The sequence below is a fragment of the Pontibacter beigongshangensis genome (assembly GCF_014332515.1).
GTDB classification, from domain to species: domain Bacteria; phylum Bacteroidota; class Bacteroidia; order Cytophagales; family Hymenobacteraceae; genus Pontibacter; species Pontibacter beigongshangensis.
Window position 1 is genome coordinate 68506 of the sequence record NZ_VFSD01000023.1, and the last position, 25531, is coordinate 94036.

The following is a 25531-nucleotide window of genomic DNA, read 5'->3' on the forward strand; positions in this document are numbered from 1 at the left end:
CCAACAGAGAATGTTCGGGCTGAGAAGTCCGAAACAACAAGGGTTTGTCCGAATTTTCAGGATATAAGGAGGAACAAGATTTTTTATTTTCTGAATCTTACGGCTGCTGTCCTTCCTATTTGCAGAATTATTTCCAAATCATCAAAGCTTCAAATCTCCAAGTCAACCATTTACCAGTTAAACCGTTTGGCAATCAACAACAAGCCATCAGCAACCAACAATCAAATTATTCCAATAAAAACTGCCCTCCGGAGCCTCTTCACCTGCTGCTGCTCCTCATAAGGCGGCATGAAACCGCACACGCCATAAGCGAATTAGGCGATCGCTGCCTTCTGCCGGCACGCATGGCAGCTGTAAACTCCCCCGCCGTTTTTATGATCGGTTTTGTCTTCTCAAATTATCAGGCATACAAGCTTGCCCAACACTCTCGGGCAAGCTTCGTGGGTAAAGCGCTTTAAACCTGGGGGAGTACTGAAATTTTAGGAAGCGTTTTAGTATTTTGCAAATTAAATGAGCCACGTATCATATCAGCGATAACTAACCGGTTAAATGAAAGTCATAAAAAATTTAAAGATCAGGGATAAACTGTTTCTGCTGCTGTCTATTTTATTAATTCCGTTGCTGTACTTCGTCGCATCTGCCGTGCAGCAGGAGGTGGAGGAGAACAAACGTTTAAAAGAGGAGGCAGTGCAGCTGGCCGAGTCAGAAAAGATATCGAGGGTTATCCATGCGTTTCAGCGGGAGAGGGCGCGTATGTTAGCGGCAGCGGGCGGAGATGAAGCTTTTCTGCTGGAGGCCAAAGCACAACGTGCCCTCACAGACGCAGCCGAGCGGGAGCTCAAAGAGTTTTTGCAGGGCAACGGCCGATCTTTTTCCGACATCTCCCTGCTGAGCGAGCTGCAGAAGTACCGTGCCGACACAGATAAATTAGAACTGGATATCACGGAGTTTAGGAGATACTCCAATAACTTGATTTATACCTTTTTAGACCGGATTGACACCAATGCCAACAGTATCGGAGATGTAGAGCTGGCCAGGCAGATGGTGGGTTTCAGGAGCCTGGTAGAGTCTAAAATACAGCTGGCCCGCATGCGGAGTATGCTCATGAAGGTGATGCAGGAAGGCATGTTCTCCTACGAAGACTACGCCGAAGTACGCTCGCAGCAACGGTTTTTTGAGCGCGCCATGGTCAGCTTTAACAGGTACGCCTCCCCGGAGTGGGTGGCGGAGGTGCAGCAAGTGGTTGACTCTGAGAATTACCGGAAGGTTGGCCTTGTGCTGCAGCGATTAGAAAGGAACCCGGAGACAAAGCTTGACCCGGATAGCGCTATTCCGGTTTTTAATCAATTTACCACCAGCATTGAGGATCTTCGGGCTGTGGAGCGTCAGCTCCTGGCACATATAAATGCGCAGGTACAGGCGGAAATTACCCAGAAATACCAGAACCTGATAGGGCTGGCCCTGGTGGTGGTTTCGCTGCTGGTGCTGCTTACGGTACTCGCTTTTTACATCATAAACCTGATCGCTACATCGCTCTCTAACCTGAAAGTGGCCGCAGATCGCATCCGGGTGGGAGCCACTGACGTGGCGATATCCGTACACAGCGCCGATGAGATCGGGCAGGTGGCCGATTCGTTCCGAGGGGTTCTGAACAAAACAGTGTCGCTTACCAAAGTGGCGCAGGCCATAGGGCAGGGCAATTACGAGGTGGAGGTAGAGGTGCAAAGCCAGGAGGATATCTTGAGCTACGCCATCAAAGACATGAAGGAGAACCTGCAGCGCTTCTCCCTGGACAATGCCAACCGAAGCTGGATTTTGAGTGGCATCTCTGAGCTCAACAACCTGATTGCGGGCACCTCGGCGCTGGCACAGGTGTCGGAGAAGGTAATCTCTTTTCTGTGCAATTACACAGGATCTGAGGCGGGCGTGATGTACCTGCACGAGGCAGGAGGCAGGCTAACACCCAAAGCCAGCTACGGTGTGTCCTGCAGCACCTCGCAGCTCGAATCGTTTGAAGTGGGCGTTGGCGTAGTGGGGCAGGCAGTGAGCGACCGGCAGGTAAAGTTGCTGCAGCAGGTGCCCCATGCGCACCTGAAAATAAAAACAGGCTTATCAGAAAGCGACCCGGCCAGCATTGTTATACTTCCCTTGCAGTTTACCGATAATCTGGTGGGAGCCCTGGAACTGTGCTCCCACCAGGAATACACCGAGCTGCAGCAGCAGTTCTTTAAGGCAGCGGCTGAGCGGGTGGCTGTTATGGTGCATACCCTCATGATCCACCTGCAGACGCAGGAGCTGCTCCACGAAACCCAGAACCAGGCCGAAGAGCTCGAAACGCAGCAGGAAGAGCTGCGCCAGCTCAACGCCGAACTCAAGGCCTCGGAAGAGGAACTGCGCGTAAACCAGGAGGAGCTGCAGGAAAAGAACTCGGAGCTCGAAGAAAAAGCCCAGCTGCTCGAAGAGCAATACGAGGCCCTGCGCGGCAAAAACGAAGCGCTGGAAGATGCCCGCCAGGCCATAGAACTAAAGATTAACCAGGTAGAGACGGTGAGCAAGTACAAAAGCGATTTCCTGGCCAACATGAGCCACGAGCTGCGCACCCCGCTCAACAGCATCCTGATCCTGTCGCGGCTGCTGGCCGATAATACCGAAAATACGTTGTCGACCAAGCAGATCGACCATGCCCAGATCATCCACCGCTCCGGCAACGACCTGCTCAAGCTCATCAACGAGATACTGGACCTTTCCAAGATCGAGTCCGGGCTGATACGGCTGGAAGTGGGGGAGGTCAGAACCAGTGATATACAAATGGAGCCGATGTTTGGCGAGATGGCCAAAAAACGGAACATCCGCTTCAGCCAGCATATCGCCTCCGACATGTACGACACCCTCACCACCGACCGCTTCAGGCTGGAGCAGATTCTGAAAAACTTTGTCGGCAATGCCATCAAGTTTACCGACGAAGGAGGTGAGGTAGAGCTTTCTGTTTATCCGGTTCGAAACAAACCCCGCTTCCGCTCAGAGGCGCTGAAAGAGCAGACCGAGATTATTGCCTTCTCTGTAAAGGATACCGGCATTGGCATACCCAAAGATAAGCAGGATATGGTATTCGAAGCCTTTCAGCAGGCCGATTCCTCTACCACGCGCAGGTATGGGGGCACTGGCCTGGGCCTTACCATCAGCAAAGAACTGGCTACACTGCTCGGTGGCGAGCTGCAGCTGGAGAGTGAGCCCGGAGAAGGTAGCACCTTTACCCTGTACCTGCCACGCACACCGCATCAACTGGCCGCCGCTACTACATCTGGCACCAGTACGGCGGCTCCTGCTGCACCTAAAACAGAGTCGGCGGTGCAGGTGCTGCAGCGGATGAACTCCAGAGAGAAGAAGGAGATCAAGGTGCTGATCGTGGAAGACGACAGAGGCTTCAGCGATATTCTGGCTGATTTCGCCAACGCCAAAAACTTTAAGGTGTTCAAGGCCTATACCGGTGCCGAAGGGCTGCAACTGGCCCGGGAAGAGAAACCCGACGCCGTGCTCCTCGACATACACCTGCCGGATACCACCGGCTGGGAAGTGCTGCGCCAGATCAGGGAGGATAAAGACCTGCGGCATATCAGCGTGCACGTAATGTCGGCTTACGACAGCGAAATAAACGGCGAGTTTCAGGAAAACGAAGAGTATCTTCCCAAACCAGTTACTCTCGAGATGTTGAATAAGGCCTTCACCTCCATTGCCGACAGTACCGATGGCCGGATCGAGAATATCCTGATCGTGGAAGACAATGAGATAGAGAACAAGGCAGTGGCAGAACTATTGCTGGCACATGGCATGCGATCGACTTCGGTGTACACAGCCGAAGAGGCGGAGCGGGTGCTGGCTAAGCAGAAGGTCGACTGCATGATTCTGGACCTCAACCTGCCGGGCATGAAGGGCTACGACTTCATGAAGTCGGTGAAGTCTAAAGAAGGCCTGGCAGAGATTCCGATTATTGTGTACTCCGGAAAAGACCTGAGCGAGGAGGAAGAAACCAGGCTGAGGGAATTTGCCAACACGATTATCATCAAAAACGAGTATTCTTACCTGCGCCTGCTCGACGAGGTGCAGCTGTTCCTGCACAAGGTAAACCAGAAGCTGCCGCTCGGTAACGAGTTCAAGATGAAGCTGCACGTGCCGGAGCAGATTCTGCAGGGCCGCAAAATATTGGTGGTAGACGACGATGTTCGAAACGTGTACTCGCTTAGCAGTTTGCTGGAACTCCACGGCATGGAAACCATTGTGGCCTACGATGGAAAGGAGGCGCTGCAGAAACTGGAAACAGAAACTGCCGTAGATATGGTGCTGATGGATATAATGATGCCGGAAATGGACGGCATTGAAGCCATCAGGCACATCCGCCAAAACAAACAATTTAAACACATGCCTATTATAGCGCTCACGGCCAAAGCCATGAAAGAAGACAAGGAGAAGTGTATCAAAGCCGGCGCATCAGATTATATTCCGAAGCCGATAGATACCGATAAGTTGCTGACACTAATGAGGGTGTGGCTGTATGAAGGTTGAGGACGAGACCCGTTTTGAGCAGGAGGTAGAGGAACTGATGGAGCAGGTGCACCAGCAGTATGGCTACGATTTCAGGGGATATTCGCGGGCTTCGCTTTATCGCCGCATCAGGCGCTTTACAGGCAATGCCGGCATTGGAAGCATGGAGCAGTTGCAGCGATCAGTGCTGGAAAACAGTTATTTCTTTGAGGGGTTTTTGCAGGAGATCACCGTAAACGTGACCGAGATGTTCCGCGACCCTTCGTTCTTCCTGTCGTTGCGGCAGAACGTGCTGCCGCTGCTCTCCACCTATCCGTTTATCAAGATCTGGGATGCCGGCTGCTCTACCGGTGAGGAGCTGTTCTCGCTGGCCGTTTTACTACAGGAGGAGGGGCTGCTGGACAGGACCAAGATTTACGCCACCGATGTAAACCAGAAGGTGCTGCGGCAGGCGAAGGAGGGGATCTTCCCGGCTTCGAATATTTCGGCTTATACGGCAGGCTATTATGCCTCGGGCGGTAAATATAACTTTTCGGAGTATTACGTCAGTAACTATGGAAGCCTCAAATTTAAGTCGTATCTTATCAAAAATGTGGTGTTTTATCCGCACAATCTGGCTACCGATGCCTCGTTTAACGAATTTCACCTGATCGTTTGCCGCAACGTGCTCATTTACTTTACCCATCCGCTGCAGGAACGGGTATTTAAGCTCTTCGACGAAAGCATGGTCGAGTTAGGATACCTGGGGCTCGGCAAAAAAGAGACCCTGGCGCTCTCTTCCATCAGTTCGAAATACCAGCTCACAGACAAAAGCAACAGGATTTACCGCAAAGCAGGTTAAATGAGGACATTTGAGAAGGTTGTGGTAATGGGTGGCTCCTGGGGCGGCATACAGGCTTCTATCGGGGTGCTGAAGGCCCTGCCTGCCGGATTCGGGTTGCCGGTGGTGCTCGTGTTGCACCGGCTGCGCAACACCGAAAGCGACCTGCAGCAAATTTACGCCAAAAAGATCAGCCTGAAAGTGGCGGAGATAGAAGAGAAAGAGCCGCTTACGCCCGGCTGCGTGCACCTTGCCCCGGCCAACTACCATGTACTGCTCGAGAAAGACAAAACGTTTTCGCTCGATGTTTCTGACCTGGAAAATTACTCCCGGCCGTCTATAGACGTTACGTTTATGAGTGCCGCTGATGTTTTCGGAAAGCAGGTGATCGGGATCTTGCTAAGCGGCGCCAGCAAAGATGGCAGCGCCGGATTAAAATATATTCACGACAAAGGCGGCATAGCCCTGGTGCAGGACCCAACCGAGGCCGAAGTGAGTACGATGCCCGAATCAGCCATTAAATTAATTCCAGGCTGCCAGGTTATGAATTTAGGAAAGATTCAGGAATTTTTACTTTCGATTGCATGATGATTGACCAACAACCGCAGGCAGCTTCTATGGAGCTCAATGATTCTTACCCGGTTAAGGTGCTTCTGGTAGATGATAAACCGGAGAACCTGATCAGCCTGGAAAGTCTACTGTACAGCGAAGGCGAGAACATTACCTACCTTTTTGCCGATTCCGGCGAAGAGGCCCTGAAAATTGCCCTGCGCGAGGAGCTTGCCCTTATTTTGCTGGATGTGCAGATGCCCGGCATGAATGGCTACGAGGTGGCGCAGTACCTGCACACAAACTCCAAAACAAAAGATATTCCCATCATCTTCGTGACGGCTATCGTAGAGCAGTCGTCGCATGTGGTGGCAGGATTTGAGGCTGGTGCGGTCGATTTTCTGTTTAAGCCGCTGCACCCGTACATTACCCGGGCAAAGGTAGCGGCCTTTATCAACTTCTTCGTTCAGAAAAAGGAGCTGGAAAAGGCCAACAAAGCTGCCCTTAAAACGAACCGGGAACTGGAGGAAAGGGTAAGGGACCGCACCAAAGAACTCACCAAAATAAACAAAGACCTCGAGAACTTTGTATACACTGCCTCCCACGACCTGAAAGCCCCCATCACCAACATAGAAGGGCTCATAAAGGCGCTGCAGGAAACGCTGGTGGAGAACTGTGTGCAGCTGGAAGAAACAACCTCCATCCTCGAGATGATCGATACTTCCATAGACCGGTTTAAAAACACCCTGGCCGACCTTACCGAGGTGGCTAAACTGCAGTACGAGGAGGAAACCGTACATGACCGTGTCGGCTTTCAGGAGATCATGGATGATGTGAAGCTGCATATCAAGCGCATGATCCAGGAGTCGGAAGCTGAGATTATTGAAGATTTCACCCAGTCGCCGGACCTGGTTTTTTCGCGCAAGAACCTGCGCAGTATCATCTATAATCTGGTGTCGAACGCCATTAAGTACAGGAGCCCGCTCCGGAGGCCCCAGATCCGGGTGAGCACTTACCCGGAAGGAGACTACAGCGTGCTTGCCGTGCAGGACAACGGGCTGGGCCTGAAAGAGCAGGACCACCAGAAAGTCTTCAGCATGTTTACCCGCCTCCACGACCACACCGAAGGCACCGGCGTAGGCATGACTATCGTGAAACGAATTGTGGAGAACAGCGACGGCAAGATTGAACTGGAGAGCGAACTGGGCAAGGGCTCTACCTTTAGGATTTATTTCAAGATTGGGAGCGTAGTATAGGCCGCGCCCAAATCACATTGAAGTTGTATAATAATTTACGATTCCCTCTTAGATTTGATCTGGTTACACTCAACTATCCCTTCAGTATTGTTGTAGCATAAATTCCTGAAAATAAATCTTAAATAGCTCTGTTGGGTTCATGGTATCCGACTTTGGACGGTACCATTCGTGCTGGTTTTGCCCCTAGCTTCTTTGCATACCTGGCCGATGATCCGAGGCGAATAGGCATTGCATAAAAAGCAGCCAGAGCGCATGGCAGCCGGACAAAGTCCCCACAGTTTAAATTATGCTAATGAAAAGTGGCCTCCGGAGGCACTACTGCCTCTTTTGCTCCGTCTTCTATGCACCAGATGGCCATCCTTTTATTTCATCAGGCCTGAAACCGTTAGGGCAGGAGTGTCCAAAGCAGCTCTATACGAGAAACATCTATTAATCCCTCCTAAGAAATTAACCTGAAAGCGCAGTAACAAAAACATTTACCGAAAACTTAATATTTTGCCCGCCTCATCTCTTGACTTTTTCTATTTATAATCGTAATATTACGATTATAAATAGAGCTTATGGGACTTTCCAAAACAGAAGAATTCAGGCAGTCAGATATCAACGTAGCCAGATATGCCAAAGCGCTGGCACACCCCGCTCGCATTGCCATCCTGCGTATTCTGGTAGATCGCAGTTCCTGTATCTGTGGCGATATTGTAGAGGAGCTTCCGCTGTCACAGTCTACGGTGTCGCAGCACCTGAAGGAGCTGAAAGAAGCAGGCCTGATAAAGGGAGAGATTGAGGGCAAGAAAGTTTGCTACTGCATAGACGATCAGGCTTGGAAACAGGCACAGCAATTAATAGAAGACCTGTTTGCCCGATATAAGCCATGTTGCACTTCCTGCTGCTAACCGAGCAGCTCTTTACCTATCTAATCACCAAAAAATGTAAGATCATGAATAATCCGGATGAACTCAAAAAAATAGTAAAGGACAAATACGGAGAAATTGCCCTGCAAAGCAAAGAGCAAAACGAAGCCTCCTGTTGTGGTGCCACCGGCTGCGGCACCGTAGATTATGCCATTTTCGCAGACAATTACACCACCCTGGAGGGCTACAACCCCGATGCTGACCTTGGCCTTGGCTGTGGCCTGCCCACCGAATTTGCCCAGATAAAGCCAGGGGATACCGTAGTAGACTTAGGGTCAGGAGCCGGTAATGATTGCTTTGTGGCACGGGCCATTACCGGCGAGAGCGGAAAAGTGATCGGCATTGACATGACCGAAGCCATGATCGCCAAAGCCCGCGCCAATGCCGACAAGCTGGGATTCAACAACGTGGAGTTTCGGCAGGGTGAGATAGAAGATATCCCGCTTGCCTCCAACCGTGCCGATGTGGTGATCAGCAATTGCGTGCTGAACCTGGTTCCGGATAAGCGCAAGGCCTTTGCCGAAACCTTCAGGGTGCTGAAACCGGACTGGCACTTCAGTATTTCTGACGTGGTGCTGATCGGGGAGCTGCCGGCCGGATTGGTAAATGCCGCCGAAATGTATGCCGGCTGCGTATCCGGAGCGATCCAGAAAGACGAGTATCTGCAGCTTATCCGCGAAAACGGCTTTGAGAATGTAACCGTGCAGAAAGAGAAAGTAATACAGGTGCCGGACGAGATATTGCAGGATTACCTCGATACGGAAGGCATCCGCCAGTTCAGAGAGAGCAATACAGGCATCTTCAGCATTACCGTTTACGGCCAGAAGCCTGCCAGCGCCAGTTGCTGTGAACCCGGAGCCGGCTGTTGCTAATGACTTTTTTAGGAGAAAAATGATTTTCTATAATCTCTGCCCGCTGCTTCATTTTACCAAAATGCAGCGGGCAGCATTCCCTACTTTCAATGGCAAAAACAACTACCGCCCCCAAGCAGATTGCTTTTTTTGAACGCTACCTCAGCATTTGGGTCTTCCTGTGCATCGTGACTGGCATAGTGCTGGGCAAGCTGACAGGCTCCTCCATGAAAGTGATCAGCGACCTGAACCTGAACTCCATCAACATCCCGGTAGCCATCCTCGTCTGGCTGATGATTTTTCCGATGATGGTGCAGATCGATTTCAGCTCGTTGCGAAACGTTGGAGCCAATAAGAGGGGACTGATGCTGACCGTGTTTATTAACTGGCTGATCAAGCCGTTTACGATGGCCTTTTTTGCCTGGATCTTCTTCACGAAACTGTATGCTGCCTGGATATCGCCGGAGCTTGCCAACGAGTACCTGGCGGGTGCCATCCTGCTGGGTGCTGCGCCTTGCACCGCCATGGTGTTTGTGTGGTCTTACCTCTCAGATGGCGATTCTAACTTCACACTGGTGCAGGTTTCTGTCAACGACCTGATTCTGCTGGTAGCCTTTATCCCGATCGTGCGTTTTTTGCTGGGCGTTACCGACATCGAGATTCCGTACAATGTATTGTTCACCTCAGTGCTGGTTTTCGTGCTGATACCGCTGGTATCCGGGTACATTACAAACCGCTGGCTGATCAAAAGCAAGGGAGAGCACTGGTTTAAATCACGGTTTCTGCCCCGCCTGAAGCCTGTTTCTATGGTGGCTTTGCTTACCACGCTGGTCTTGCTTTTTGCCTTTCAGGGGGAGCAGATACTGGAGCAGCCGCTCAATATTGTGCTTATCGCCATTCCGCTCATCCTTCAGACCTATTTTATCTTTTTCTTTTCGTGGTACATCGGCCGGCGTTTCCTGAAGCTGCCTTACTGTATAAATGCACCGGCCGGCATGATCGGGGCCAGCAATTTTTTTGAGCTTGCGGTGGCCGTGGCTATTGCCATTTTCGGGTTAAACTCCGGTGCCTCCCTGGCCACTGTGGTCGGCGTGCTGATAGAGGTGCCGATTATGCTTTCGCTCGTGCGTTTTGCAAACCGCTGGAACTACGATAAACCAGTAACTGATGCTACGCCAGTTTAAAAATAAGAAATTATGGCAGATGTGCTTTCCGGTAGCTTTATAAACATTAAAACTACCTGAAAATCAAATTGGAGGAGTGCCAGGTGAAAATATAGACAGTTACAAAACTTATCGGAACGAGGCATTTGATTTGTTTTGCTTATGAAAGAATCTTGTGTCTTATTTCTTGCGTCTTGTGTCCTGTTGCAAATGGCAGTACAAATTCGATTTCCGGGATTTAAGTAGCCAACTATAACCACTTGTAAGGCTGAATGAAATTATTCAAATAAAAAATCCCCTCCAGCAGCTTTTTTTGCTGCTGCACATAAACCCCCTTCTCAGTGTTTCTGTTGCCCGGCCAGATCGGGGGGCTGTTTTTCACAATCCTGAACCTAATCTATACACACTTTAAAAATAAAATGCTGCTATGCTTCTTACCGCCCTGCACCACACGATTCAGCAACTAGAGCAAGACTTTGCTGCCATACCGCCTGCTCGGAAAGAACTTTTGCAACAGCTTACGGCCTATATCCGGCAGAAGAAGGAGTGTCAGGAAATTGTAAAGCTTATTTTCATTTGCACGCACAACTCCCGCCGCAGCCACATGGCCCAGCTTTGGGCACAGGCCGCTGCGTCCTATTACAACATACCTGATGTACAGTGCTATTCCGGAGGAACAGAAACCACCGCTTTTAACCCGAGAGCAGTAATGGCCATGCAGGAAGCAGGGTTCGGCATACAGTCGCGGCAGGATGGGAGCAACCCGGTGTATGTTGTAAGTTTTGCTGATGAAGAAGCGCCTGTGGAAGTCTGGTCGAAAAAGTTTGATGATGCGGCCAACCCGGCAGCAGGCTTTTGCGCCATCATGACCTGCTCCGACGCAGACGAAAACTGCCCCTTTGTACCAGGTGTGGAAAGCAGGATAAGCATTACCTACGACGATCCAAAAAACTTTGACGGCAACCCCCAGGAAGAGGAGAAGTACCGGGAGCGGGCAAGGCAGATTGGCGCTGAAATGCTATATATCTTTAGTGAGGTCTAGCGTAGGGCTTCGCCAGATTAGAAATTAGAAATTATGCCGGATATGCTTTCTGGCAGCTACCGTGGCTTTTTTCATCTGTCTGTGATTCCTGAATTGCTGCAAACAATTTGGCAGCTTCCCTTGGGGCTAAATCTGGAAATCTCTTTTAACAGCGGTTGCATAGCACTTTTTAGCTACCTAACAGATGAAGCACACAGCAGCGTTTGCACCTGATGGTGTGCTTAAAGTCATGGAGAACGCTCGCAGGGTTGGTACCCTATCTCAATTATTTAAATAAAAATGGCCCTCCAGAGGCTCGCACTAGCGAACAGAACATAGAATTAAATCCTGATTTTTCCCCTAAAAGATGAGCTTCAACGGGGGGCTTTTGCTTCCATAGTAACTGCTGCGTAAAAGGAGCTATTAAAATAATCCTTACTTTATAAAACTTTCAATAACTATTGAAAGTATAGAAAATTATACTACCTTTGGTACATGCAGTTAGAAGAAGGAAAAGAGAAGTTCATACAAGCCTGGGGCACCTTGGGGTCCAGCTGGGGCATAAACCGCACTATGGCGCAGGTGCATGCCCTGCTGCTCATTTCCCCTGAGGCCCTGAGCACGGAAGATGTGATGCAGGAGCTGAATGTGTCGCGGGGAAATGCGAACATGAACCTGCGCGCCCTAATCGACTGGGGCCTGATTTCTAAGGAACTGAAGCCGGGGGAGAGGAGGGAGTTTTTTGTGGCCGAGAAGGATATGTGGAAAGTGGCCAAGCAGGTGATCCGGGAACGCCGCAAGCGGGAGCTGGAGCCCATGCTGCGCATATTGGAGGAACTGAGGCAGGTGGAGGGGGCCAAAGGAGATAAAGAGACAGAAGCTTTTACAGAGGCCATTACAAACCTGCACGAGCTATCGCTGAAGGCCGACAAAACGCTGAACACCATGCTTCGGGCTGATGAGCATTGGTTCCTTAGCTCTTTTATGAAGTTGATGCGTTAATTTTTTTACCTATAATATTTCAATGATTATTGAAAGTTCTATAAGTTAAGGATGAAAAACCATGCAGAACAAACTGATTATCTACGACGGCAACTGCCAGGTATGTGTGGGCTTGCGGGACCTGATGCTAAGGCTGAGGCTGGTGGGGGAGCAGGAGTGTGTGGCCTACCAGCAGCTGCAGCCACCGCTCCGCCAGCAGGTGCAGGCCGAACGCTTCCGCAACGAAATGGCCCTGATCGACACGCACGGAGGCGATACGCTTTACGGTGCAGAGGGTGTGTCTTTTGTGTTTGCCAGCAAGCTGAAGCTGCTGCAGCCGCTGTTTCGGTTCCGGCCATTTTTCCTGCTGTTCCGCTTTCTCTATAAAATCATTGCCTTTAACCGCTACCTCATCGCCACACCCAAAAAGCAAACTATCTCCTGCGACTGCTACCCGGAGGCGGCCACAAAATTCAGGCTGGTTTATATCGGTTTTGCCCTGCTGCTGTCTGTTTGCCTGACCGCGTTTTTTGGGGTCTCTGTGCACCAGGCGCTTGGGGTAGGTCCTGGGGCAGGTGCAGGGCAGTTGCTGCTGATGGCCGGTACAGGCTGGGTAATCCAGATTGTGTTGGCAGCCTTGTTCCTGGAGCGGCAGCAGGCGCTGGATTACGTGGGCCACCTGGGCACTATCATGGTGGTGGGGCTCCTGGTGCTGGTGCCAGCCATCTGCTTTTACTTTATTACCGGCCTGCTGTTTTACCCTTTGCCTGTGCTGAGCGTGTTGTGCAGCAGCGGCCTGATGCTCTACCTGCACTACCACCGGGTGCAACACCTCGGCCTGTCACAGCGCTGGACGGTGCAGTGGTTTCTGCTGCTACAGGCAACGGCGGTGCTTTGGTTACTTTATTTTCAACTTTAAACCCCTCAGCTTATGGAAATGCTCAAAAAATTGCCGCTAACTTATGTAGGAGAGCTGCACGATGTCCGGTTAATCAACTTTTCTGTGGAGCAGGAGGAGGTGCTGCCGCTTCTGCCGGAGCGGCTCCGGCTTCGCGACTTCCAGGGCCGTTCCCTCATCTCGATGGTGAACGTGAAACTGCGCCACATGCGCCCGGACTTTATGCCCGATGCACTGCACTTCAATTACCAGCACATCGGTTTCAGGTTGCTGATTGATGACCGGAAATATAATGGCGCTAACAGAAATGGAGATGCCAAAGGAATCTACTTCCTCCGTTCGTTTACAGACAAGTCGCTGATGGTGCACGGCGGAAGCATATTCACCAATTACAGGTTGGAGAAAGCAGCTATCACAAACAGCGATAATTCTTTTGAACTACGGCAGGGAAACGAATTTCTGAAATATAACCTACGGGATGAGCAGCCACCGCAGGTAAAGGAGGAGCTGAAGCAAATGGTAGGAGCGCTGGACCGGGCCTATTCCTACATCGGCGATACCCTAATGAGGGTGCAGATCATGCGGGAAGGCTGGCCCATAGAGTGGGCGACCTGCGAAGGATTTGAAACGAACTTCTTCAGCACTGCAAAGTTTGAGGGAGCCTTCCGGGTGCGTGACATGGTTCCATACCAGTGGTTGCCACCTAAGCCTGTACCGCAATGCGTATTGTCGTATTAGGAGCCAACGGCCAGGTTGGTTCCCGGGTGCTTAACCGGTTGTTGCAGGATTATCCGCCGGAGCAGGTGGTGGGCTGTGTAAGAGCAGAGCGTATGGCAGCTATGCACGGTGCCGCTCCTTCTAATAGCCTGCTGCCTTTTAACCCTTTCACGGACAACTGGGAAAAGCTTGGCAAAGTAGATGTGCTGATCAACTGCATCGGCATTATCCGGGAAACCGCTGGGCTGGATTTTACCGTGGCGCATGGCGATTTAACAGCTCGCATGCTGCAGCACAGGGCGCAAATCGGTAACCCGAAACTTATCCAGCTTTCGGCCTTAGGGGCAGATCCCGGAAGTGCCTCGAAATTCTTAAGTACCAAAGGGCAGGCGGATCAGGAGCTGTTGCAGTACCCAGGTACGGTGGTGCTGCGGCCTTCCATTGTCTGCACACCCGGCACTATGCTGAGCAGAAAATTGCAAGGGCTACAGAAGCTATGTAGGTATATGGGTGGCTTTCTTCCTTTTCCGGATACTACGCTCCAAACAAAACTACAGCCCGTGGCAGTGGAAGACCTGACGGAGCTAGTTTCACGGCTGTGTGTGCTGCACGATCACCCGCCTATGGTAGAGGTAGGTGGAAGTGATGTCTATACCGTCAGGGAATTGTTGGAGATGGTGCCGGCCTGCAAACGCATCCTTCCGTTTCCACAAACTATATTTGACCACCTTTCCCCGCTGTTGCGTAAATTTTTCCCTGGCTTGCCCGACAAAGAGCAACAACTCTTGCTACAGCAAAACAATGTGGCAGACACAGTGGCTTGCGAAAAGATACTGGGTAGAAAAATGGCTTCCACATCAGGCTTTTGGCAAAGAGAACTCGCGTAGTAAAGAATCAGCTTAGGCTGACAGCGGCATGAAATACCTCTGAAAGGCCTTTTTTATTCAAATAATTCAAATTTTGAGCTGATCTCCTGCAGTGGAATCGCTTGCGCAGCTGCATCATTGAGTCCGACGTGGCAGCAATAATGTAGCCTGTATCACCATTTTCCGGTTGCTTTTGTAGCAGGAATCGGCAGCGCTGGCTAATTTTGTTTTATGAACTCCGTTAAACTGAGCGCCAACTACCGCCTCTACGCTTTTTCTGGCTACCAGAGCATGAAATCTGCCATGCCGTATATGCGCTCTGTGGTGCTGGCCAAAGAACTGGCCGCGGTGCAGGAAGCGGAGGTAAGAAGGTTTGTGGGGCGCATCAGCGGGCAGGGCTATGTCAATTACCTGGAGCCTGCCGGATACCAGTATGCTCTCCGCTCGTACCGGAGGTCTTTTATCACGGCTTTGCAGAAGTTATACAAAAGTAACGGCTACGCAGCCAGGTATATCCTGATTGAGCGCGTATAGCCAATACCAATAAGCAGCAAAACGGCAGCACATGGAAGAAAAATGGCAGCAGCTGAAAAAACTGGTAACAGCCATCCGGCCACTACCGGAGCAGGATTGGCAGGCATTCGCGGCTGTCTGGAAACCTTTTTCCGCCAAAAGGAAAGAGACGCTGACGGCGGCAGGGGAGCAGGAACATTACCTGTACTTTGTGGCAGCGGGCGTGCAGCGGGTGTTCTATTTCGATGATCAGAACCGGGAGGCTACCCTGCTTTTTACCTACGCCCCCTCGTTTGGAGGTGTGCTCGATGCGCTCCTGCTGCAGCAACCTTCCCGCTACTATTATGAAACCCTGACACCTTCTGTTTTTCTGCGGGCATCTTTCAGCGAATTAGAGCAGTTGATGCAAACCTACCCCTCCATCGGGCTCATGGTCAGAGAAGGAATTACGCATAGCCTTTCGGGGGTGCTGGAGCGGCTGGTGGAGCTGCAGTGTTTTTCTTCGGAAGAAAAATTCAGGAAACTGTTGCAGCGCAGTCCGCATATACTGCAGCTGGTGCCGCACAAGTACCTGGCAAGTTACCTGGGCATAGATGCCACCAACTTCAGCAAGTTGCTGAATAAGGTGCGGACCTGAAATGTTGGTATTTGCCAAGAATTAACTTTCGGCTTTCGCGCAACTTTGTAACGTTCACTAAAATGTACATCGTTATGAAAATTCAGAAAATTTTGCGCCTGGCCTCCAAAGGCTTCATCCTGGTATCCGCTCTCAGCTTATTATCGGTTAGTGTGATGGCGTTTGCCAGCCCGCAGGCGGTGATGGACCTGGTGCACGTGCAGCTCACCAATACCGACGCTTTCAGCTCCATTAGGGGTGTGTATGGCGGCGTGGGGCTCACCTTGTTCATCAGCCTGATCTACCTCCTGTTCTACGACACCCGAAAAGGGCTCGCCTTTCTGTGCCTGCTCTGGGGGTTTTACGCTTTGTCGCGTACCATCACTATTTTTTGTGAAGGAGCGCTGGGAGATTTTGGTACGCAGTGGCTGCTGACGGAGTCGGTGCTGTTTGTGCTGGCCCTGTTGCTGGTGGTAGCGTATAGAAATCCGGCGTCATCTCCAGAAGCTCACTGACATGAAAGCTGTCAACAAAGCGCAATTGCTGGCTTCGCTCGAAGATAGAGTGGAGCAGCATGTGCAGGAGGCGGTCAGGGTGTTCCAGAACCTGGACGAGGAGGTGCTGCTGAAGCCGGCTGCTGATGGCGGCTGGAGCATTGCCCAGTGCCTGGCTCACCTGAACAGCTACGGCGACTATTACCTGCCCCGCCTCAGGGCAGGTTTCGAAAGCCAGCAGGAAGCAGCTGTAGCAGAAACATATAAAGGCACCTGGCTTGGCAACCAGTTTATCCGGATGATGGCGCCGGAGACCGGCCGCAAAAAATACAAAGCCGCCAAAATCCACCTGCCAAAAGAAGCAACGCAGGGGCAGGCCATTGTCAGGGAATTTATCCGGCAGCAGGAGGAATTGCTGTTGCTGCTGCGCCAGGCCCACAAGGCTGATCTGGACGCCAACAAAATTCCGGTTTCCGTGCTTACCTGGCTTCGGCTAAAACCGGGCGATGTGCTGCAGTTTGTGGTGGCCCACAACGAGCGGCACATGCTGCAGGCCGAGCGGAATCTGCCTGTTCCGGATGTGGCCGTCTGAGGCAGATAAAGTTAGTTTCGCTCGTTGCCCCGGCCTTGTGCCGGGGTATTTTTTTGCTTCCAGCACAATGTCTAAAGCTGTGCTGGCACCTGGCCATGGTTTAGCCAGGTAGCTATTCTTAGTGCCCTGTAAAAAAAAGGAAATATATCACACTTTATCTTAAAATAATCCTGGTAAAGAGCCTTTTGTGAGGTCTTTAAGAATGGATGCACATCTTTAAATATAAAAAAAATATTTATTAATGAAGAGCCTGTATATAATTGGAACAACATTTGCCGTTATCAAACTACTTTACCTCCAGTATATCTTCAGAAGGGATGAGACACATGAAAAAGATAGGATTTGCGGCAAAGCGGTTTACCATAACTGCTGAAGATGTATGGGAACTGGAAGCAAACTACCTGGCTGTCCCGGCCAGCCACGCGTCTGGCCTTTACCGCGCGCTTGTTTCTGTGTCTGACCTGTTGGACAAGTACGAGAAGCTAATACTGATTTTCCCTCCCGGTAATTTGTATCCTGCCAGCATCTTAAAGGCTTTTCTGCAATACTGCCAGCGCCACCAGAAAAACTATGCTATCCACAGTAATGCTACCGATGAAATACCCGCTCCCGGCACGGGCTATCTTACACTAGCCGAAACCGATCTGGCGGCGCTTATCAAAATAAGCAGGCGCCTGCGCTATGAACTGGGCCAGGACATGGGTATCCTGTCATTCGACGATAGCCGCGTGAAAGAACTGATGGGCCTTACGGTTCTTACGGCAGCAGAGGCAGGAAATGATAACGCTTCACTGCTCCTTCAGCCGGCCTGCCAAAGTACGTGTGCTGGGCCAGTAAACGTTATCCGCCGAAGCTCCCTTTAGGTTTAGCTCGCACAATCCCCTTCCTGAAATGTACCGGCAACTTTGCCCGGCGTGTGGTTGGTGTTCCTTTTTCCATGGCCAGGAACGGCAACTCTGAACTCATCAGATTAGACAAAAAAAGAAGCCGAGGCACAACAGATTCTGACAGTCTTTTGTACAGAATTATTCTGATTAACCTATTTGGCATACCTTTGTAAAACACTTGGTGCTTTACAACACACAGCTATGAAATACTTCTTCGTTTGCCTTAGCTTCCTCATACTTTTTACTTGTCAAAGCGGCACCAGCCTTGCGCAGGAGTGGCAATGGTCGGTTCCGCTGGAAGCAGTTACCGCCAACGGTGCTAACAGCGCCCCCCGCGCCTTTCTCTGGATTCCGCCGGATTGCAAGCGGGTGCGGGCTGTGGTGGTGGGGCAGCACGACCTGTTGGAAGCGGGTATTCTGGAGCACCCGGCCTTCCGGCAGGAATTGGCAGACCTCGGCATGGCCGAAGTTTGGGTAACGCCTGGTTTTGACCTGGTTTTTGATTTTGACAATGGAGCCGGAGATCAGTTCAATGCCATGATGCAGGCGCTGGCCAAGGTGTCGGACTACCAGGAACTGGCTTTTGCACCGGTGGTGCCCATTGGCCACGCCGCCGCTGCCAGCTTTCCGTGGAACTTCGGCGCCTGGAACCCGGACCGCACCTTAGCGATGCTCTCCATAAAAGGCGATGCGCCCCTGGCCAGCAAGATCGGAAGTGGCCGCCCCAACCCGAGCTGGGAAGACCGCAGCATAGAAGGTGTGCCCGGGCTGATGGTGATGGGGGAGTACGAGTGGCGGGAAGAACGGCTGGCCCCGGCCATGGCCTATCGTGTGAGGTACCCGGCCGCGCCTATCTCCTTACTCGCAGATGCCGGCCGTGGCCACTTCGATTATTCTGATGAACTGGTGTCTTACCTGGCGCTCTTTATCCGGAAGGCTGCTAAAGTCCGCCTCCCGAGCCGTGTGCCACTCGACGAACCGGTTTCTCTCAAGCCGGTGGACCCGATCAGCGGCTGGCTGGCAGACAGGTGGCGCGGCGATTCTGTGCCGGAGGCCCCGCCTGCCCCATATGCCAGCTATACTGGCAAGCCGGAGGAAGCTTTCTGGTACTTCGATAAGGAAATAGCTGCTGCAACCGAAAACCACTATGCCCGCATGCGCGGCAAAAAGCCACAACTCCTGGGCTTTGTGCAAAACGAGAAAGTGATTCCTCAAAATAAATCGCACGCGCAGGTACAGCTAAAATTCACGCCTCTGGAAGACGGCATTAGTTTCAGGGTAGGCGCTGCGTTTCTGGATTCGGTGCCGAGCGGGAACACGAACCCGGCAAAATGGACCAACCTGCCAAAAGGAGCCCTGCTTGGTCATGCCGAAGGCCCGATCACCCTGTCCAGGATAGCGGGACCGGTGGAGCTGGTAGGGAAGGATACCTTTCGGATCAGCTTAAACCGCGCAGGGCTGGCTAATACCGAACGCGCTAAGGGCATCTGGCTTCTGGCCAGCCACCCAGGCGACAGCAGCTACAAGAGCGCCGTGCAGCAGGCCAACCTCACGTTCCCCTTACCAAACACAGCAGGCGATCCGCAGAAAATCACTTTTCCTGAAATCCGGAACCAACGATTCAAGAAGATAAAAAAAGCCTCTATGCTGCTCCATGCCACATCGGATGCGGAGGTGCCTGTGCAGTTTTACGTGCGTGAAGGGCCGGCTGTGGTGACAGGAAACGAGCTTCGGTTCACGAAAATCCCGCCACGCAGCCGGTTCCCGGTCAAGGTAACTGTGGTGGCCTGGCAGTACGGGCGCAACGCATCGCCAAAGCTGCAGAGCGCGGCGCCTGTAGAGCAGGTTTTCTATATTGTAAAGTAGGAGCACTTGTAGCGTAAAATATGGCCTGCTGCCCTTGCAGCAGCAGGCTCCGGAGGGCCTGTTTCATTCAAATAATTGCTGTTGTAACAGAAGCCCCCTTTGGCACTTACAGGTAAGAATAGCGCCTTTCTACTGCTGCTGCCGCACCGCTTTTTTAACTGCCGGCGCCACCACCGTTCCCAGCAGCTCGATGGCACGCAGGACTTTGGCGTGCGGCAGCGTGCCCACGCTGATGTGCAGCAGAAACCGGGTGTTCCCGAACAATTCGTAATTGTAAAGTATCTTGTCGATGACCTGTTGCGGGCTGCCAACCAGTAAGGAGCCTTTGGGGCCGCGCATCATGTCGTAGTGCTGCCTGTCCATGGCCGACCAGCCGCGCTCGCGGCCTATCTTGCTCATCAGGTAGGCATAAGGACCATAAAATTCGTCGGCCGCCCGCTGAGAATCATCCGCAATGTACCCATGCGAGTTTATGGCCAGCTGTAGTTTTGCCTCGTCGTGCCCGGCCTTGGCATAGGTTTCCCGATAGAGGTCGGTGAAAGGAACAAACCTCTCCGGAGAGCCTCCGATAATGGCCAGGGCCATGGGCAGGCCTTTGCTGGCTGCGCGCACCACAGAGGCCGGTGTTCCGCCTACTGCCACCCAAATGGGCAGTTCTTCCTGCACCGGCCTCGGGTACACGCCACGGTTGGCTATGGCCGGCCGGTGTTTGCCTTGCCAGGTCACCAGTTCGCTTTTATTCAGCTGAATCAGCAAATCCAGCTTCTCGGAGAATAGCGTGTCGTAATCTTTCAGGTCGTTGCCGAAGAGGGGAAAGGACTCTATGAAAGAACCCCGGCCAGCCATGATCTCCGCCCTTCCGCCCGAAAGCAGATCGACATGCGCAAAATCCTGAAACACGCGCACCGGGTCGTCGGAACTCAGCACCGTGACAGCACTCGAAAGCCTGATTTTCCTGGTCTTAACCGCTGCGGCTGCCAGTACAACGGCGGGAGCCGAAACTACAAAATCGGAGCGGTGGTGCTCCCCGATAGAGAATACATCCAGGCCGACCTGGTCCGCCAGTTCTATTTCCTCCATCAGGTTCATCATGCGCTCCTGCGAGCTTAGCAGTTTGCCTGTTTCGGGATCGGGGGTGTTTTCTACGAAAGTGGTGATTCCTATTTCCATGATCAATGTTACTACATGTTTTTGATTTTAAAAAGAACTTTGCCTCCAGCAGAAGTATTTGCCTGCCGCCGCTATATAGCCACCGGCTACTTATCGGCTTTTACTTCTTCGTTACTACAACTTATAGAGATTTGGGTGTCGTTTCTATCAAGGTGATGCAATTTCTGGGTCTGATAAAGAAAGACACGTCCATAACACGGTGCACTTCTCTACAAGCTATACGGAAACCTGCTGAAGGAGTGGCTGTGCCTTTCGGCTTGCTGGCGATCAGCAAAAATACATTGTCTGTCAGGCGCTGATTTCCGTTAAGTATATAAAAACTCATTATGCTGGATATTGTTATAAAAGCCCGACAGGCCTCGCTGGGGCCTGGTATGGAAGTGCGCCGAATTCTGCCTTTCAGACTGCGCAGAATGGTAGGTCCCTTTATTTTTATGGACCATGCCGGCCCTATCGAGATGGAGCCGGCTTTGCTGCCCTCCATGGACGTATTGCCTCATCCTCACATTGGCTTGTCAACGGTCAGTTACTTGTTCGGGGGGCAGGTCACGCACCGCGACAGCCTGGGGGTACAGCAGGTAATCAGGCCCGGAGAAGTAAATTGGATGACGGCCGGCAGCGGCATTGCGCACTCTGAGCGGTTCGAAGATCCGGCGGCCCTGGCTGGCGGAGCCCTGGAGATGATCCAGACCTGGGTCGCGCTGCCAGAAAAAGATGAAGAAGCCGCACCTGCCTTCCACAATTACAAACCGGAGGAGCTGCCTGTTTTTACAGAAACCGGGGTTTGGATGAGGCTGATAGCCGGCAGCGCCTACGGCCTGAAGAGCAACGTGAACACCCACTCGCCCCTGTTTTACCTGCATGTGGTGCTGGAGCCGGGCACGCGTTTTGGCTTGCCACGAGAGCATACCGAACGCGGATTTTATGTAGCCAAAGGTAGCGTAGAAGTGGCCGGGAGAGCTTATACGGAGGGGCAGATGCTGGTCTTTAGCAAAGGAGCAGAACCCGTTATTCTGGCAAAGGAGCAGGCTACCCTCATGTTGCTAGGAGGCGAGCCGCTGGGCGAAAGGTTTATCTGGTGGAATTTTGTGTCTTCCAGGAAAGAACGCATTGAGCAGGCCAAAGCCGACTGGAAAGAAGGCAGAATCCTGTTGCCACCCAACGACAACCAGGATTTTGTTCCACTTCCCGAAGATCGGTCCAGGCCGGCCGGAAACCCTGCTCCACAGGCTCTTTCCTGAGGAGTTTCGTCAGCTTAGCAACACCAGCTCCGGAGGGGCATTTTAATTAGAATAATTCGATTTGCTGATTGCTGATTTGGAAATGAATGGCCTGAGCAGGCTATCTCATAAATCCCAGTCCCTGGCTTGAGGCGCCGGGGGAAGGGGTTCCCGTTCCTGGTCGTGAGCGCTCAGCGCCTCATGTAGGCAACAGAGCAGCCAAATGGCAGCGGGGCTAGCAGCAGCGAAGACAGTTGGAGCCAATAGATGACGAAATACCAAGGCCCCAGCATTTGTTATAGACTCAAAGCATTTAATTTGCCGGCTCCTGATTGGTCTAAGGGCCAGATTGTTGAACAGGTAATGTAAAGGTGTTTCTTGCAGGTCATCGAACCAGCATATCCTAAAAGGTGATATTGGTCATTTTTAGGGTAAATGCAAAGATGTAAATTTGATGCAACTTTAATAAATACCATTAACTTATGATTTCAGCAAAGCAAATAGGACTAATTAAGGGTACCGTGCCGGTACTGAAGGAGCATGGCGTGGCCTTAACCACACATTTCTATAACCGCATGTTCAAGCACAATCCTGAATTGAAAAATGTGTTTAACCTGGGAAATCAAGGAAGTGGGAAACAACAGCTGTCGCTTGCGCTTGCTGTACTGGCCTATGCTGAGCACATAGAGGATCCTTCGGTGCTGGCGCACGCCGTCACTAAAATAGGGCATAAGCACATGAGCCTGGACATCAGGCCGGAACATTATAACATAGTTGGCAAACACCTGCTCGCCTCCATCAGCGAAGTGCTGGGAGACGCCGCCCATACAGAACTGCTGGAGGCCTGGGCACTTGCCTACCAGCAACTGGCTGACCTGATGACCGGGATCGAAAAGAACCTGTATAGCGAATCTGTGGCGCGGGAGGGAGGCTGGACCGGCTGGAGGCCTTTTATCGTTAAACAGAAAGTGAAGGAGTCGGAGGAGATTACCTCCTTTTATCTGCACCCTGCCGATGGTGGTAAAGTGGCGACCTTCCTGCCGGGGCAGTACCTGAGTGTACGTATGTACCTGCCAGAACTGAACCTGTTCCAGCCCCGCCAGTACAGCCTCTCCAGTGCGCCAAACGAAAACTTTTACCGGATCTCGGTCAAAAAGGAAACAGGAGGAGGGTTTCATCCGGACGGCCTTATCAGCAACCGGCTGCACGACGAGGTGCAGGAGGGAGCCGTGATAGAGGTGGCGCCCCCGGCCGGAGATTTCACCCTGGACACCAACAAGCATACGCCGGTTGTGTTTATTAGCGGCGGCGTGGGGCAGACACCACTCCTGAGCATGCTGGAATACCTGACCAGCACCGACAGCGACAGAGAGATAGTGTGGGTGCACGGCTGCCGTAACAGAAAAGTGCATGCCTTCCGGGAGCCGCTGACTACGTTAGAAGCAGACCACGGCAAATTACAAAAACATATTTTTTATGATTCTCTGGATGAGGACATGCAGGTGGAAGGATATTATGAGGGAATCGTGGAGCTCGATAAACTGAAGGACCAAGCCATTCTGCAGGGAGCCGATTATTATATCTGCGGACCTGCCCCTTTCATCAGAAAGCAGTTTGAGGACCTGGCTGCTATGGGAGTGAGCCCAGAAGCCATCCACTACGAAGAATTTGGGCCAGCTACTCTCACGCTGGCATAAGCTGAAACTATCCGGACAAATGAAACTGAGCCAGTTCACCGATTTTGGCCTGCGCATATCCATGTATATGGCGCAGAAGCATGCAGCGCCATCTGCTACAACCATCACGGAGCTGTCGGAGAAGTTCGGCATATCCAGAAACCATCTGGTGAAGGTGGTTCAGTTTCTTTCCGGGAAAGGCGTTATAGCCGCCCAGCGGGGCAGAGGGGGCGGCCTGCGTTTAGGAGATCATCCGGCAAACATTAAAATAGGGCAGCTGGTGCAGCTCCTGGAGCAGAGCGAAGGCCTGATCAACTGCCGCACAACCCACTGTTTTCTGGATGGCAGCTGCCTGTTAAGGTATGTGCTGGACAATGCCTACCAGGAGCTTATCTCTTTCCTGGACAAGTACTCGCTGCAGGATGTAACAGGAGGCAGGACCGGCGCCATGCTGCAGCAACTAATCCAGGGCCACACACCGCCGCCAGCTGCGGTGCGCCTGCCAGAACCCGCCAAAGAACAGGCATAACAGAAGGCCTTAGCGGCCTGGCATTGTGTGTTTCCGCTGGCGGCTGCTCTTGCCGCCCGACATGTTTTTAACTGCCGGGGTAAGGAAACTATTGCTCCCTCCATTTGATATTTAAAAAGGTTTACCGCTGGTAAAGCTGCCAAAAGGCATTCCTGCCATCATTTCTAATGTTGAATTCCGATTTTTAATTTGGTGAAGCACTAAGTACATGCAAGTAAAATCTGTCGGATGCGGGCCGGATCAGCAGCATCAGGAGCCGAAGAGGTCTCCGAAGGGCTGTTTTAATTAGAATAATTCCGACAAGCAGGCTTCTCTCTTCTCAAACCAACCCGGCAATATTTACTGGGATGTACTTAGGCTGATCTATTGGCCGCTCTGAACTGCTCGGGCGTATGGGCGGTGTGCTTCTTGAAAAACCGGAAAAAGTAGGTGTTATCGAAGTAGCCGAGCTCTGCGGCAATTTGCGAGCTTGTCAGGTTGGCGTGTACCAGCAGCCGTTGTGCCTCCAGCAGGATCCGGTACTGCATCAGTTCCTTGGTTGTTCTGCCCAAAGATTTTTTACAGATTTCATTTAAGTGCCTGGGCGTCACGTGCAGGCGTTCAGCATAAAAACTCACCGGCTTATGTTCCTTATAATGCTGGTCGATCAGGCGCTCCAGGTTTTGCAGGAGTGTTTGCTCTTTCACTAAATCGCCTGTGCCTGCTTCGTCAGGTTCAAAAATCCGCGTTAACTCCATCAGCAGTATATCCAGGTACCTGCTGAGCACGACCTGGCGCATTGCCTTTGCCTGCTGGTGTTCCTGCTTTAGCAATTGCAGCAGGGGCAGCAGGGCGGCTTCGTTTTCTTTGCTGAGGCTCAAAACCGGGTTGTGTAGCAGCGCATTGAAAAACGGGAAATCGAACAGCATTTTATGGGGGTACTCTCTGGCGTAGAACTCCCGTGTGAAGAAGATGACAAAACCATCTGCATCTCTCGACAGTTTCCAGCTGTGTACCTGCCCGGGTGTCAGAAAGAACACCGTTCGCGGTTTTACTTCGTATTCTTTAAAGTCGATGGTATGGGTGCCCGTACCCTGCGTTACGATCAGGATGATGTAAAAATTGTGTTTGTGGGGCTCGCGGATAAAAAGGTGCTCCTGCAGGTGAACAGAAAAAGGGCTGAAGTAAAAGTACTGGTCCTGCTGCGCCAACGCTTCAAAATCGTGAATCTGGTAAATGGGCAAATGTTCTTTCTGCATATAGGCTTTGTACGTGGCGCAGGTTAGCCCGGCATGTGGCTAGGGCATCCTGCTCTTTGTGTTCTCCGGAGATTAATAAAAGTACAGCATTAAGTCGTTTTTGTGCCGTTATAATCGTAAATAGAATTGCTAAATTTGCTTAGACAAGTAATATCTAT

24 protein-coding genes are annotated in these 25531 nt (G+C 51.7%); 22 read left to right on the plus strand and 2 right to left on the minus strand.

The annotated features are described in order from the left end of the window. The first annotated feature begins 44 nt into the window (after positions 1-44). From FJM74_RS17450 to FJM74_RS17540, 19 genes are all read left to right on the plus strand, one after another. Positions 45-458: a hypothetical protein gene (locus FJM74_RS17450; RefSeq protein WP_187263921.1), complete on the plus strand. Its 414-nt coding sequence runs from the start codon at positions 45-47 to the stop codon at positions 456-458. 91 nt (positions 459-549) lie between these two features. After that, positions 550-4560 carry a response regulator gene (locus FJM74_RS17455; protein ID WP_187263922.1) on the plus strand — a complete coding sequence of 1337 codons (4011 nt, stop codon included), beginning with the start codon at positions 550-552 and terminating at the stop codon, positions 4558-4560. Further along, the gene (locus tag FJM74_RS17460) at positions 4550-5380 is read left to right on the plus strand and encodes a CheR family methyltransferase (protein WP_187263923.1); all 831 of its coding nucleotides are present in this window, start codon (positions 4550-4552) and stop codon (positions 5378-5380) included. Before FJM74_RS17455 ends, FJM74_RS17460 begins: the two co-directional genes overlap by 11 nt. After that, positions 5381-5947: a chemotaxis protein CheB gene (locus tag FJM74_RS17465; protein WP_187263924.1), complete on the plus strand. Its 567-nt coding sequence runs from the start codon at positions 5381-5383 to the stop codon at positions 5945-5947. Then, entirely contained in the window at positions 5944-7164 is a 1221-nt protein-coding gene (locus tag FJM74_RS17470) for a sensor histidine kinase (RefSeq protein WP_241739227.1), read from the plus strand. The genes FJM74_RS17465 and FJM74_RS17470 overlap by 4 nt, the downstream gene beginning before the upstream one ends. 560 nt (positions 7165-7724) lie before the next feature. After that, a complete protein-coding gene (locus FJM74_RS17475; protein ID WP_187263925.1) occupies positions 7725-8057 on the plus strand; it encodes an ArsR/SmtB family transcription factor in 333 nt (110 codons plus the stop codon). A gap of 44 nt (positions 8058-8101) precedes the next feature. Continuing rightward, positions 8102-8947 (plus strand): arsenite methyltransferase, encoded by an 846-nt coding sequence (locus FJM74_RS17480; RefSeq protein WP_187263926.1) that lies wholly within the window; start codon positions 8102-8104, stop codon positions 8945-8947. An 89-nt stretch (positions 8948-9036) separates the two neighbouring features. Next, positions 9037-10110 carry an ACR3 family arsenite efflux transporter gene (gene arsB, locus FJM74_RS17485; protein WP_187263927.1) on the plus strand — a complete coding sequence of 358 codons (1074 nt, stop codon included), beginning with the start codon at positions 9037-9039 and terminating at the stop codon, positions 10108-10110. Between the two features lie 406 nt (positions 10111-10516). Beyond that, complete coding sequence (locus FJM74_RS17490; RefSeq protein WP_187263928.1) at positions 10517-11131, plus strand: arsenate reductase/protein-tyrosine-phosphatase family protein; 615 nt, start codon at positions 10517-10519, stop codon at positions 11129-11131. A 474-nt stretch (positions 11132-11605) separates the two neighbouring features. Next, positions 11606-12112, plus strand: coding sequence for a GbsR/MarR family transcriptional regulator (locus FJM74_RS17495; protein ID WP_187263929.1), 507 nt, complete (start codon positions 11606-11608; stop codon positions 12110-12112). A gap of 61 nt (positions 12113-12173) precedes the next feature. After that, complete coding sequence (locus FJM74_RS17500) at positions 12174-13010, plus strand: DCC1-like thiol-disulfide oxidoreductase family protein (protein WP_187263930.1); 837 nt, start codon at positions 12174-12176, stop codon at positions 13008-13010. 12 nt (positions 13011-13022) lie between these two features. Continuing rightward, positions 13023-13727, plus strand: a complete 705-nt coding sequence (locus FJM74_RS17505) for a DUF2071 domain-containing protein (protein WP_187263931.1) — start codon at positions 13023-13025, stop codon at positions 13725-13727. Further along, positions 13709-14593, plus strand: coding sequence for a Rossmann-fold NAD(P)-binding domain-containing protein (locus FJM74_RS17510; RefSeq protein ID WP_187263932.1), 885 nt, complete (start codon positions 13709-13711; stop codon positions 14591-14593). Before FJM74_RS17505 ends, FJM74_RS17510 begins: the two co-directional genes overlap by 19 nt. A 210-nt stretch (positions 14594-14803) precedes the next feature. Further along, positions 14804-15106 carry a hypothetical protein gene (locus tag FJM74_RS17515; RefSeq protein WP_187263933.1) on the plus strand — a complete coding sequence of 101 codons (303 nt, stop codon included), beginning with the start codon at positions 14804-14806 and terminating at the stop codon, positions 15104-15106. Between the two features lie 31 nt (positions 15107-15137). Further along, positions 15138-15722 (plus strand): Crp/Fnr family transcriptional regulator, encoded by a 585-nt coding sequence (locus FJM74_RS17520; protein ID WP_187263934.1) that lies wholly within the window; start codon positions 15138-15140, stop codon positions 15720-15722. Positions 15723-15796: 74 nt separating this feature from the next. Then, a complete protein-coding gene (locus FJM74_RS17525) occupies positions 15797-16216 on the plus strand; it encodes a DUF4345 domain-containing protein (protein ID WP_187263935.1) in 420 nt (139 codons plus the stop codon). Between the two features lies 1 nt (position 16217). Further along, the gene (locus FJM74_RS17530; protein WP_187263936.1) at positions 16218-16787 is read left to right on the plus strand and encodes a DinB family protein; all 570 of its coding nucleotides are present in this window, start codon (positions 16218-16220) and stop codon (positions 16785-16787) included. A 326-nt stretch (positions 16788-17113) separates the two neighbouring features. Further along, on the plus strand, positions 17114-17650 hold the full coding sequence (locus FJM74_RS17535) for a type 1 periplasmic-binding domain-containing protein (protein ID WP_187263937.1): 537 nt from the start codon (positions 17114-17116) through the stop codon (positions 17648-17650). 225 nt (positions 17651-17875) lie between these two features. Next, positions 17876-19540 (plus strand): hypothetical protein, encoded by a 1665-nt coding sequence (locus FJM74_RS17540; RefSeq protein ID WP_187263938.1) that lies wholly within the window; start codon positions 17876-17878, stop codon positions 19538-19540. Between the two features lie 129 nt (positions 19541-19669). Here FJM74_RS17540 and FJM74_RS17545 read toward each other — a convergent pair whose 3' ends face one another. After that, positions 19670-20710 carry an LLM class flavin-dependent oxidoreductase gene (locus tag FJM74_RS17545; protein ID WP_187263939.1) on the minus strand — a complete coding sequence of 347 codons (1041 nt, stop codon included), beginning with the start codon at positions 20708-20710 and terminating at the stop codon, positions 19670-19672. A gap of 326 nt (positions 20711-21036) precedes the next feature. Here FJM74_RS17545 and FJM74_RS17550 point away from each other — a divergent pair, with 326 nt between their 5' ends. The 3 genes from FJM74_RS17550 (at position 21037) to FJM74_RS17560 (ending at position 24135) form a co-directional block, all read left to right on the plus strand. Continuing rightward, positions 21037-21951, plus strand: a complete 915-nt coding sequence (locus FJM74_RS17550; RefSeq protein ID WP_187263940.1) for a pirin family protein — start codon at positions 21037-21039, stop codon at positions 21949-21951. 461 nt (positions 21952-22412) lie between these two features. Continuing rightward, on the plus strand, positions 22413-23627 hold the full coding sequence (hmpA, locus tag FJM74_RS17555; protein WP_187263941.1) for an NO-inducible flavohemoprotein: 1215 nt from the start codon (positions 22413-22415) through the stop codon (positions 23625-23627). A 19-nt stretch (positions 23628-23646) separates the two neighbouring features. After that, a complete protein-coding gene (locus FJM74_RS17560) occupies positions 23647-24135 on the plus strand; it encodes an Rrf2 family transcriptional regulator (protein ID WP_187263942.1) in 489 nt (162 codons plus the stop codon). A 353-nt stretch (positions 24136-24488) separates the two neighbouring features. Here the strand turns inward: FJM74_RS17560 and FJM74_RS17565 are convergent, their stop codons facing one another. After that, on the minus strand, positions 24489-25373 hold the full coding sequence (locus tag FJM74_RS17565; RefSeq protein WP_187263943.1) for an AraC family transcriptional regulator: 885 nt from the start codon (positions 25371-25373) through the stop codon (positions 24489-24491). Between the last annotated feature and the right edge of the window lie 158 nt (positions 25374-25531).